Here is an 11,784-nt window from a genome sequence, read left to right as displayed (position 1 = left end):
ATTTGTCCAGTCTCTCTTGGATCAAAGCGGCTGCATCCTCTCTGCCCAAACTTGAAAATAGCAGATTCGGTTTTCTTGTCATCATTCCGGATTCGAAAGACTTGTACCGTCCGACCTGTTCGTCCCGATCGGCGCTGCGGGAATTTTAATAAACACGACGGTTCCCCCGGATTGGGGGCTTCGAATTTTTAGGCCGTACGATTCCCCGAAATGAAGGCGCAGCCTGTCGTTAACATTATTCAAGCCGATGCCGGTAAAACGGTCGCCCGAAAAAGATACCGCGGGGCTTCGTTCGTTCAAAACGGACCGGAGCCGTTCGGCCTTGATCCCGACGCCGTTGTCGCGGACGGTTAAGCACAAGAAGCCGTTTCGCAGAGCCGCTCCGATACGCAGCTCGCCCTTGCGGCGGCTCGGCACGATCCCGTGAAAAATGGCGTTCTCCACGAGCGGCTGCAGCGTCAGCTTGAGAACGGAGCAGGAGAGCGCCTTCGGATCGATTTTCCAAACCACGTCGAATTTGTCCGCGTAACGGGTTTTCTGAATATACAAATACATTTCCAGCCCCTCCAGCTCCTTCTCAACGGAAACGAATTCGCTCGTCTTGTCGAAGCTGAAGGAAAGGACGCCGACAAGCGCCCGGATCGTTTCCTTGACCTCCTCGGTCCTATGCTGCTTCGCCAGGCTTCCGATACAAGCCAGCGTATTATACAGAAAATGAGGCGCGATTTGGCTCTGCAGCATTTTCAGCTCCAGCTCCTTTTTGCGCGTCTCCATCCGCTTCGTTTCCATCAGCAGGTTACGGATCCGCTCCATCATGGCGTTGTAACTGCGGGCCAGCCGCCCGATTTCGTCGTCGCGATTCACGTGCAGGCTGGACACCATCTCCATATCCCGCACGCGGTCCATCTTGGCGACAAGCGTTCGGATCGGTCTCGTCAAATGCCGGGACATCATGAAAGCGATAAAGAGCAGGATCGTAATCCAGACGATGGCCGCGTTCCGGTAATTGTCATACAGAATCGAAATATTCTGATACACGTATTGCTCGCGCATGAAGGCGATCATCGTCCAGCCGAGCCGGTTCATGCCCGATTTGACCGTAAGAAGCGGTCCTCCGGGGCTGTCCAGCGGGTTGTCCCGCGCCGGCATGTCCGCCAGAATGGCGACGAAATCGTCCGGCAGCTCCGCCCGGTATATATGCGGCTTATGAGGCAGCAGGTCGCTTTCCCTGTCGAAGGTGACGACGAAATTTTTATCCGAAAGCAGGACGAACGACTGGTTGCTCGTGGCGGTAAGCTCCGACAGCTTCTGATTGAGCTTATCGAGATCGAGCTCGACGACGGCGATGCCGGATACGCTGCGCTGTTTGTTCGAAATCGGGCGTGTAATAGCGACCGTTCGGCCGGACAAGGGAGAGTCGTACGGCTGGCTGATGATGGAGGCGCCGTAATTTTGCCGCGCGAGGTCGTAGAGCTTGGGCAGCATCGGATTGCCCATGATTTCATAGTAAATCTGAGTGTTGCAGAACACCCTTCCGTCGTCCGCCACGATATACAGCGTCTTGATAATCGTGCTGTTGTTCTGCGCGATGGAGCGCATGTAGTCCTCCATTTCTTTTTCCTTGCCGTACTCGAGCAGCTCTTCCCGCGCGGAGAGGAGGAGTAGGATATTCTGGCTCGTATCGAGGTAGGAATCCAGAAACAGGTTGGTCCGTGCGACAATCAGCTTCGTATCGTCCAAAATCTGCTCCTTGAACAGGTCGGCCGCACGATAGTAATTCGTATAGCCGAGCACGATAAACACCGCTAAAGTGGCAAAAAACAAAAACAGGAACTGCCTTGTCGCCAAGCTCCAGCTCCTGTAGCGTATCCATCTTTTCACGTTCATCCGGACCATCCTTTTAGCGTAATGTCAGTCTGGCGTTACATGCGTTTGCTCCCGATGTCGTCTGCGAATACGGGAAGCCGGGCGGCGCTTGCCCTTGCATCCTTAGGAGCCACCCCGACCCATTCCTTGAATACGGCGGTAAAATACCGGTAGCTCGGAATGCCGACGGCATTGGCGACTTCATAAACCTTGAGGGAGGTCGTTTTGAGCAGATGGACGGCTTTCTCCATACGCTGCTTCGTAACGAAATCGCTGAGCGTCATTTCCATTTCCTCGCGGAACAGCCGGCTTAAATAATGCGGACTCAGCCCGACGTGATCGGCAACCAGCGTTAGCGTGACGGGCTGCTCCAAATGCTCGTCGATATACGACTTCGCATCGGCGATCTCCTTGCGCATCCTTTTCTTGCCGCGGCCGATCGACTCGGCTTCGTGGGCGAGAACGGCGATAAGCTCCTGAAGGGTGGCCGCGTCTTCGACCGGCTGAAGCTCCCTCCGGTTTTTGAGGATGCCGAGCTCCCGGCACCAGCCGATTAGCCAGTTCATTGACAGCGTTTTCAAATCGTCGGGCGATACGGTATGCTTGAGCGCACCTTCCGTCAGCGCCGTACGCACGGTTTCGTATAGCGGTGCTTCGTTCATCCGGCATTTGCGCAGCGCCTCCGCCAGCTCGTCGGCAACGGTTTCGGTCAACCTGGCAGGCTGACGGCCTTTTCCGTAAAACACCCGGCTCTCGCCGTCGTAAAAACATTCCGCCCGTTCGGGGAAAACATTTTTGAGGCTTGCCGCAAACTGACCTGCCGTACATGCCGTATCGCCGATGACGGCGTAGATGCGCATCGTATCGCCGAGAAACGGGGTATGGCGGTTCAGCGTCCCGTACAATTCCGCGATGATCGATTCGAGCAAGGTTCTGAAGGCGGAGGCGGAAAGGCTGTTTTCCCGAACGAGCAGCAGGTAGGCGTTATCTTCGACAGGCACCCAGTGGAAAGGCAGGACAGGATGCTCCAGCTTAAGAAGCGTTTGGCGAATTTCACGCCGCACGAACAGACCGCTGCTGCCGCGCGCCGCTGTACGCAGCATGCTCACGCCGACCGGCGCGCTGAGCCGAAACGCGGACATGGCGGAAGCAAAGGCAGATTCTTCATCCCTAACGTCAGCGGAATCCAGCATCAGGGGCATAAGCCGTTCGGAGAGCTCCCAGCGTACATTATCCCGCTCGTTCTGACGCAGCGACCGATCACGGCCGATCGCTTCTCTGGCCTTGAACAGCGCCCGAGCCAAATCTTCGTCGTCCATCGTCACTTTGACCAAATATTCAATCGCGCCGAGTCTTACGGCTTCTCTGGCGTAGGTAAAGTCGGAATGGCAGGTCAGCAAAATGACCTGCGTATAAGGAAGCTCCGCCTTCAAGGAACGGAACAGCGCGATTCCGTCCATCACGGGCATCGTGATATCGGTAATCACAATGTCAGGCGACGAGGCGCGGCACAGTTGGAGCGCTTCCTCGCCGTTCTCCGCTTCGCCGATCAGCTCCATGCCGTGGGCTTCCCACGGAAACCGGCGAAGCTCGTCGCGGAGAAGCAGTTCGTCATCGACAACAAGTACGGTGAGCGGTTCGTTCGGCATGTTTCGTCCCCCTTTGGTTGCGCGCTTCCTCTCTTCTTGCGCAAGCCCTCCGTCATACCCGTCAACAGGGCTTCCCAGGAAAGCGTGCATACTAAAAATGTTATCAAATTTTCGAGTATCGGAATATACCGAAAAACGATTAATTTGTATGAATTCCGGACGAAAACGCGAGTATGATTCTCGCAGCACGGCAAAGCGGCTGGAAGAGGATAGCCGAGGGAGAAACCGGAAGCGACAGCAGCGTCATCCCGCGGCGCCGTCAAGCCGTTCCAGCAGCTCGGCCAAATCGCCGCAGACGAGGTCCGGTTTGCAGCCGGCTTCCGATAGCTGCGCTTCGACGTTGGCTGCCGTAGCCACGCCGGTCAGCACGAGCGCCGTCCGGCAGCCGGCCGCGATGCCGCCGCCGATGTCGGTGCGCATGTTGTCGCCGACCGCCCAAATATGCGCGGTCGGCAGCCCGAGCCGCTCGACGGCGTAGCGCATGATGATCGGCGAAGGCTTGCCGATAACGACCGGCTCGATCCCCGATGCCATGCGTATGGCAGCGCCTAGCGAACCCGCGCCGGGGCTTAGTCCGCCGTCGCCCGGCAGCATATGATCGGGGTTCGTCATGATGGACACCGCTCCTGCCGCGATATGGCGGACGGCCGCTTCCAGCTTGGCGTATGTGAACTGGCGGTCGATGCCCTGCACGACATAGTCCGGCTGCTCCTCGACCAGCTCCAGGCCGGCATCGGTTAGCGCCTGCCGCAGGCCGGCTTCCCCGATCGCATAGACCCGGCGCCCTTCCCGCCGTTCGGCGATATAGGCGGCCGCTGCCTGCGCGGAGCTCAGCACGTTTTCGCTGCGCGCTTCGATGCCGACGACCTCGCTAATATGGGCGGCGACCTGCTCCGGCGTGCGCGACGAATTGTTCGTGACGTATAAATAAGGCCATCCGCGCCGCTCCAGCTCACGGATGAAGGAGGCTGCGTGCGGGATTTGTCTATTCCCGGCATACATCGTTCCGTCCAAATCGATTAGAAATCCTGGCATCTTGTGATTCTCCTTCCGTCTGACAACGAATCGTTGCTGCATGAACAGCATTTTACACGAACCGGGACGGCAACTCCATACGTTTAACGAACGGGACGCGACGAAAGCGGACAAACCGCCGGAAAAAAAGATTGCCAGCCGCTTCCTGCCATGATAGCATATAGCAATTAAGTGGAAGGGCTTCTAGGGATCCGGCGTGTTTACGGCCGAACCAAGCGAAGCCGGCGCAGCGATAGCTGGCTACACCGTAGGGATAAAAGACCTCGCGCAAGTTCCGCCTCCCGGGGCGAAGCTGCGCGAGTTTTTTTGTTTTTCCCGTAACGCTGTCCAACCGCTGTTTGAACGGCCGTGCCGCTTTACGGCTTGTTTGGCAGCACATTTCAGTAGGGGGAGAATCACGATGGCGGTTATTAAAGTGGAAGGACTATGTAAATCGTTCGCGGTCAAAAAGAAGCCGCCCGGCTTGAAGGGCAGCGTGCAATCGCTGTTTCGCCCTGTCTATGCCGAGAAGCGGGCCGTGGAAGGAATCGATTTTGAAGTGAAGGAAGGAGAGAAGGTTGCGTTCCTCGGTCCGAACGGCGCAGGCAAATCGACGACGATCAAAATGCTTACCGGCATTTTGCATCCGACCAGCGGCACCGCGGACGTTCTCGGCTATTGTCCGTGGAAGGACCGCAGCCGGCTTGCGTTTCGGATCGGCTCGGTGTTCGGCCAAAAGTCGCAGCTGTGGTACCATTTGCCGGTGATGGATTCGTTCGAGCTGATGGGCAGCATTTATGAGCTGGGAAAAACGGCTTTCGCCGACCGGCGCGACGAGCTTGTTCACCGGTTCGGACTCGAGCCGTTCCTGCCGATTCCGGTACGGAAGCTGTCGCTCGGCGAACGGATGCGCTGCGAAATCGCGGCTGCGCTCTTGCACAGGCCGCGAGTCGTATTTCTCGACGAGCCGACGATCGGACTCGACGTCGTCGTAAAGCAGACGATTCGCGAGGTCATTCTCGAGATGAACCGGCGCGAGGGCTGTACGATCTTTCTAACGACGCACGATGCAGGCGATATCGAGCAGCTGTGCGACAGGGCGATCGTCATCAACCACGGCAGAATCGCGCTTGACGATACGGTTGCAAGCATGAAGTCGAGCTTCCTCAAATACAAGACCGTCGAGCTCAAGCTGAAGGAGCCGGCCGCCGGAATCTCCCTGCCGGGAGTCCGGGTTGTGCAGAGCGGAACGGCCCTGAAGCTTTCCGTCGATACGACGGCGGCGTCGATCGAAGAGGTGCTTGGCTTCCTCACCGCGAGATGCCGCATCGAGGACGTGACGATTCAAGATCCTCCGCTTGAGGAGACGATCGCCAAGCTGTATGCGGCGGAGCGGGAAACGCCCGCAGGCGGGGAGCGGAAGGAGGCGGTGACATGAACGGCATCGATAAAGGAGAGAGACGAAGCCTCGTCGGCGGCTTAATGGCGTTCGGGAGCGGGCGCAAGCTGGCCAAGTATTCGGCGATCGGCAAAGTTACCGTGCGCAACCAATTCGCCTATATCGTCGATGCGTTGTTTCGCTCGCTGTTTCTGCTCGTCATTCTGTATATTTTGATCCAGCTGTGGAAGGTGACGTACGGCGGCATGGGGACGGAGAGAATCGCAGGATACACGTTCTCGCAGATGATCTGGTATTTGATCGTTTCGGAATCGATCATCATGGCCTCGCCCCGGGTTACGACGACTGTGGAAGAGGAAGTGAAGACGGGCGGCATCGCCTATCTGATGACGCGTCCGTTCAGCTATATCGGCTACCAGTATGCGACATATATGGGCGAGGCGAGCGTGAAGCTGCTGATCAATCTGACGCTCGGCAGCTTGCTGGGGCTTACGCTTATCGGCGTGCCGGACTTCGGCTGGGGGGCGATCGCTTTTTGGCCGGTAGCGGTTCTGGCGTTCACGGTTAATTTCCTGATCCGGATGTCGCTTGCGTTGACGGCGTTCTGGGTCGAAGAGACGCAAGGACTGACGCTCGTGTACGATAAGCTTCTGTTTACGATCGGGGGCATGCTGCTTCCGCTCGAGCTGTTTCCCGAAGCGCTGCGGCGCGTATGCGAATGGCTGCCCTTCCAGGCGGTCGTCTACTTCCCGGCCAAAACGGCCGTGCGCTTCGATGCGGCCGCCTTGCAGCATATGGTTGCCGTGCAGTTCGTTTGGGGGGCGGTTCTTGCCGTGCTTCTGGCTTTCATTTACCGGAAAGGAGTGAAGAGACTCAATGTCAACGGCGGATAAGGCGGTAAAAGCGGATAAAGGATACAGGGGCTGGCTGCGGTTTTGCTGGACGTCCTGGAAGCTGAATGCGGCCGGCGCGATGGAGTTTCGCATGAGCTTTATGATGACGGCAGGCATGATGTTCATTAACAACCTGGTATGGATTTTTTTCTGGAGCATTTATTTCAAGCAATTCCCGATCGTGAACGGCTGGCAGCAGGACGACGTCATGATGATGTGGGCGGTCGGTACGGCGGGTTACGGGCTCGCCGCCATCTTCTTCGGCAATATGACGCGTATTGCGAACATCGTGGCGACCGGACAGCTCGATCTGTATTTGTCCCAGCCGAAGCCGGTGCTGCTTAACGTGCTGGTCAGCCGTATGTCGGTTACGGCGATCGGCGATCTTGTCTTCGGACTCCTGCTGTACGCGATATTCGGTGACGGCACGCCGGCCGGCGTGCTGAAATTCGTGTCGGCTGCGCTGCTGAGCACGGTCATCTTCCTATTCTTTATGGTAGCGACGCAATCGCTGGCCTTCTATATCGGCAATGCGGAAGGGCTTGGGCAGCAGCTGTTCATCACGTTTATTACGTTCTCGACTTATCCGACGGATATTTTTCGCGGCTTTGCCAGGCTTTTGCTCTTTACCGCCGTGCCCGCCGGCTTCGTCAGCTATTTGCCGATCGGCTGGATCCGCGAGTTTCAGCCGGCTTTTGCTCTCGGCGCAGTGGGCGCGGCGGCGGGACTTGCGGCCGTCGGGATCGGACTTTTTTACCGCGGCCTTCGTCGGTACAGCTCCGGAAACGCGCTTGGCATGCGGATGTAGCGGGATTTTAAACGACGAACGAACCATAAGCAGGGCCTGAAATCGTTCGGATTCGGACTGTGCAATAGGCGATGAAACACAAGTCTCTGGGACGTTTTTCGCGGTTATTCGCCAAAATCCGAGCAAACCAGTATACGAGACCTACTCGTTTCGTTTATAATGGGGGAAAGGTTATTTTCCATAATTGGGATTTTGTCGAGAAGGGGACCAGAGTCATGAAAGCGGAGTACATCAATCCTTTTTTGGAATCTGCCAGAATCGTGATCGAGCAGATGATCGCGATTCGTCCGACAACAGGCCAGCTGGGCGTAAAGGAAGTGAAGTTTGCGGAAAAATATTTGTGGATTGAAATCGGACTAACCGGTCAAATGAACGGCGTCATCATGTTCGAATTGCACGAAGAAGTGGCGCTTAAGCTCGTTTCGGCGATGATGGGGGGCTTTGTACTGAACGAAATGGACGACATGGGCCGCAGCGCAATTTCGGAGCTTGGCAACATGATCTCCGGCAACGCAAGCACGATGTTGTTCAATCAAGGGGTGCGCGTAGACATAACGCCGCCTAAAGTAATTGAATCGGCAGGATCGGCGGACGGTCCGAAGAAAGCATTGACGATCCCGCTCATCATGGACGGCATCGGCGAGATGGATATTCAAGTGCTGGTAGCTTAATGCGATAGCCGATTATAAGGTGAAGGAATACGGAGATCCGGGAAACGGATGCTCCGTATTTTTATTTTTTAACCGGAGAATGGGCGGAATGTCCTCCTGTGCAAATAGTAGTTGACTTCCCCTTCGCATCGGTGATATGATCGTAAAAATTTACCCGGAACATGGCGAACGGATTAACGAATCCGGGGCTTTGCGAGTTTCGCATTACGATTAAGGACTATATTAGGGAGGTTGAATTCGATGGCATTTTATTACAACGAACCGTCGCGGACATTCAGCGAATATTTGCTACTGCCCAACTTGACGACGAAGGACTGTACGACGGCGAATGTGACGCTGCGCACGCCGATTACGAAGTTCAAGAAAGGCGAGCAAGCGGCGATTTCGCTCAACATTCCGTTCTCCTCGGCTGTCATGCAGTCGGTATCCGACGACGGGATGGCGGTTGCGCTTGCCCGGTGCGGCGGCATTTCGTTCATTTTCGGCTCGCAGTCTACGGAAAATCAAGCCGCGATGGTGCGTAAGGTCAAAGGTTATAAAGCGGGGTTCGTTGTAAGCCGCTCCAATTTGACGCCATCGCATTCGCTTAGGGAAGTATTGGCATTGAAAGAGCAAACGGGCCATTCCACCGCTGCCGTTACGCATGACGGTACAGCGAACGGCAAGCTGCTCGGCATCGTGACGAGCCGCGATTACCGAACAAGCCGCGACGCCATGGAGAAGCCGGTCAGCGAATTTATGACGCCTTTCTCCAAGCTCATTTACGGCAAGTCGGGGATTACGCTGTCGGAAGCGAACGATTTGATTTGGGAGCACAAGCTGAATTGCCTACCGATCGTCGACGAGCAGCAGAACCTGGAGTATCTCGTATTCCGCAAGGACTACGAGGCGCATAAGGAATATCCGTCCGAGCTGCTTGACTCCAACAAGAGCTACTTGGTCGGCGCAGGCATAAATACGAAGGATTATGAAGAGCGGGTGCCTGCTTTGGTTGAAGCCGGCGTAGACGTGCTCGTCATCGATTCTTCGGACGGCTACAGCGAGTGGCAGAGCGAAACCGTTCAATACGTGAAGGCGAACTTCGACGTTAAGATCGGGGCGGGGAATGTGGTTGACCGCGAAGGCTTTCTGTATCTGGTCGAAGCGGGTGCGGATTTCGTGAAGGTCGGTATCGGCGGCGGTTCCATCTGCATCACGAGGGAGCAAAAAGGGATCGGCAGAGGGCAAGCGTCGGCGCTTATCGAGGTGGCGGCGGCGAGAGACGAGTACTACGAGAAGACAGGTATTTACGTACCGATCTGCTCCGACGGCGGCATCGTGCATGATTACCATATTACCCTCGCGCTGGCGATGGGGGCCGACTTTGTCATGATGGGCCGCTATTTCGCACGCTTTGACGAAAGCCCTACCCGTAAGCTGAAGGTCGGCAACAACTTCGTAAAAGAGTTTTGGGGCGAAGGCTCCAATCGCGCGCGCAACTGGCAGCGTTACGACAGCGGCGGCAAGCAGGGACTTCTGTTCGAGGAAGGCGTCGATTCTTACGTGCCTTATGCGGGAAGCCTGCGCGAGAACCTGGACAAGACGATCGGCAAAATCAAATCGACGCTGTGCAACTGCGGCGCCAAATCGATCGAAGAGCTGCAGCGTACCGCGAGAATTACGCTCGTGTCCGCGACAAGCCTCGTAGAAGGCGGCGCGCACGACGTTATTTTGAAGGAAAGCAGCTTGTCCGAGGACTGATCCGGCAAAAAATAAACCTTCATACCCGCAAGGGGATGGAGGTTTATTCGTTTCGAGCTAGGGCTATACGCGGTAAATGCCCGATTGAGCAGCACTTGTTGCTTTGCCGTTTACTGCTCGACCAGCTGGCTTACCGCCACCTCGAACTCGTTCTCGGGCTGGTCGAGCGGGTAGATGCGGGCCGTTTCGTTCGAATCGTTCACCTGTTGAATATAGCAGAGCGCTCCATTATACGTTACATTCGCCATAACGGGCGAAGCGGCGATTTCTTTGGCGCGGAATGTATTCATTTGCGGTAACCTCCAAATTTTGTCGTGATAACAGTTATACGGTGTGCGCAAACCGAAAAAAATATACGCGGTTGCTCGGTGACTTGGGTCGGTAGAACAATGAAACGGCTCAAGGATTACAGGGTGGCAGGTGAGCATGTTGCCATTTTTCAAGTTTCCGCAAGGAATTTGCATATTTCGGTTGTATTTGCACGACGGGAAGGATACAATGAATTGATCGTCACAAAATGGAAGGGGTGGGGATATGAGGAGAATGCCGCGGAACTTCGGTCTTGCCGGTTTTCCCGTTCTTCCCGTTTCCATCCCGTTCAAACACTAAAGTCGCTTATGGCTTTAGTGTTTTTTATTTCCGTGTTCCCCGTAACCGTAAAAAAGTCTGGAATCCGGATTATGCCGGCAAAATGGCGGTTTTGAGCAAATGCTTCGTCGGAATCGCCGGTTCTTTTCAGGGAGCGGGGATTATCTAGAGGAGGAGGGCATGCGGATGAAACGATACCAGAGGGTTCTCATCAAGCTAAGCGGCGGAGCGGTTGCGGGCCGGAACGAATTCGGCTTTGAGCCCGGCAAGCTCGACCACATTACGAACGAAATCATGTCTGTCGTGGACATGGGCGTGGAAGTGGCGCTTGTTATCGGCGGGGGCAATATTTTTCGCGGAAGCATGGCGGAGAGCTGGGGGATCGAGCGTGCGGAAGCGGACAATATCGGCACGCTGGCCACCGTTATCAACAGCCTGATGCTAAGGGGAGCCATGAAGGCGAAGACGGATAAGGAAGTACGCGTCATGACGGCGATACCGCTCGCTTCCGTCGCGGAGCCGTATATCCGGTTGCGCGCGATCCATCATCTCGAGAAAGGATATATCGTCATTTTTGCAGGAGGCAACGGACAGCCTTACGTGACGACGGACTATCCTTCCGTACAGCGAGCGATCGAGGTAAACTGCCAAGCGCTGCTCGTTGCGAAACAAGGGGTGGACGGCGTGCTCAGCGCGGATCCGAAATACAACAAAGAAGCCCGAAAATACAAGTCCCTCCATTATAATGATGTCGTCCGTCATAATCTGCAGATCATGGATCAGTCCGCATTTATCCTAGCACGGGATTACAGCTTGCCGATTCACGTGTTCAACTTTGACAAACCGGGTTCGATGAAAGAAGTGTGCGAGGGTAAAAACAACGGAACGATGATCAGCAGCGACTCCGTGTTGGAGTTCGACGAGTAGACGGGTATGGCGTTTACTTGGAGCTAAAAACCGCAAGCAACGACCGGAAGCGGTCCTATGCTTGCGGTTTTTTGATTTTTGCGTGAGGAGGCGGTTAGGCGAGAAAGTGTAATTGGCGGTCAAGCTGCTGAAAGTAAATGCGGGCGTTATGAAGAGGGAAGAGGGAGGAAGTAGTGCAGGCAAGATGCAGAAGGAATTGTGGGCTCTGGATACTGTTACCAATCTCAAT

10 protein-coding genes are annotated in these 11,784 nt (G+C 55.7%); 6 read left to right on the top strand and 4 right to left on the bottom strand.

Annotated features, from left to right (window positions below):
- Nucleotides 1-81: 81 nt before the first annotated feature.
- From ACKGJP_RS27515 to ACKGJP_RS27505, 3 genes are all read right to left on the bottom strand, one after another.
- The gene (locus tag ACKGJP_RS27515) at nt 82-1,887 is read right to left on the bottom strand and encodes a histidine kinase (protein WP_409341979.1); all 1,806 of its coding nucleotides are present in this window, start codon (nt 1,885-1,887) and stop codon (nt 82-84) included.
- A 35-nt stretch (nt 1,888-1,922) separates the two neighbouring features.
- A complete protein-coding gene (locus tag ACKGJP_RS27510; RefSeq protein ID WP_409341978.1) occupies nt 1,923-3,515 on the bottom strand; it encodes a response regulator in 1,593 nt (530 codons plus the stop codon).
- Between the two features lie 243 nt (nt 3,516-3,758).
- Complete coding sequence (locus ACKGJP_RS27505; protein ID WP_409341977.1) at nt 3,759-4,550, bottom strand: TIGR01457 family HAD-type hydrolase; 792 nt, start codon at nt 4,548-4,550, stop codon at nt 3,759-3,761.
- 400 nt (nt 4,551-4,950) lie between these two features.
- Between ACKGJP_RS27505 and ACKGJP_RS27500 the strand changes: the two genes are divergently transcribed.
- From ACKGJP_RS27500 to ACKGJP_RS27480, 5 genes are all read left to right on the top strand, one after another.
- Nucleotides 4,951-5,967, top strand: coding sequence for an ATP-binding cassette domain-containing protein (locus ACKGJP_RS27500; RefSeq protein WP_409341976.1), 1,017 nt, complete (start codon nt 4,951-4,953; stop codon nt 5,965-5,967).
- The gene (locus ACKGJP_RS27495; RefSeq protein ID WP_409341975.1) at nt 5,964-6,821 is read left to right on the top strand and encodes an ABC transporter permease; all 858 of its coding nucleotides are present in this window, start codon (nt 5,964-5,966) and stop codon (nt 6,819-6,821) included. Before ACKGJP_RS27500 ends, ACKGJP_RS27495 begins: the two co-directional genes overlap by 4 nt.
- A complete protein-coding gene (locus tag ACKGJP_RS27490) occupies nt 6,805-7,629 on the top strand; it encodes an ABC transporter permease (protein WP_409341974.1) in 825 nt (274 codons plus the stop codon). Before ACKGJP_RS27495 ends, ACKGJP_RS27490 begins: the two co-directional genes overlap by 17 nt.
- Nucleotides 7,630-7,844: 215 nt before the next feature.
- A complete protein-coding gene (locus ACKGJP_RS27485) occupies nt 7,845-8,300 on the top strand; it encodes a chemotaxis protein CheX (protein WP_409341973.1) in 456 nt (151 codons plus the stop codon).
- 240 nt (nt 8,301-8,540) lie between these two features.
- Nucleotides 8,541-10,040, top strand: coding sequence for an IMP dehydrogenase (locus ACKGJP_RS27480; RefSeq protein ID WP_409341972.1), 1,500 nt, complete (start codon nt 8,541-8,543; stop codon nt 10,038-10,040).
- A gap of 110 nt (nt 10,041-10,150) precedes the next feature.
- On the opposite strand, the gene ACKGJP_RS27475 is transcribed toward ACKGJP_RS27480, so the two are convergent.
- Entirely contained in the window at nt 10,151-10,330 is a 180-nt protein-coding gene (locus tag ACKGJP_RS27475; protein WP_409341971.1) for an H-type small acid-soluble spore protein, read from the bottom strand.
- Nucleotides 10,331-10,814: 484 nt separating this feature from the next.
- On the opposite strand from ACKGJP_RS27475, the gene pyrH reads away from it, so the two are divergent.
- Complete coding sequence (gene pyrH / locus ACKGJP_RS27470) at nt 10,815-11,555, top strand: UMP kinase (protein WP_409341970.1); 741 nt, start codon at nt 10,815-10,817, stop codon at nt 11,553-11,555.
- Nucleotides 11,556-11,784 lie beyond the last annotated feature (229 nt).

The sequence above is a fragment of the Paenibacillus litoralis genome (genome assembly GCF_046244365.1).
Lineage (GTDB): Bacteria > Bacillota > Bacilli > Paenibacillales > NBRC-103111 > Paenibacillus_V.
This window is presented reverse-complemented; position numbering and strand designations above follow the sequence as displayed.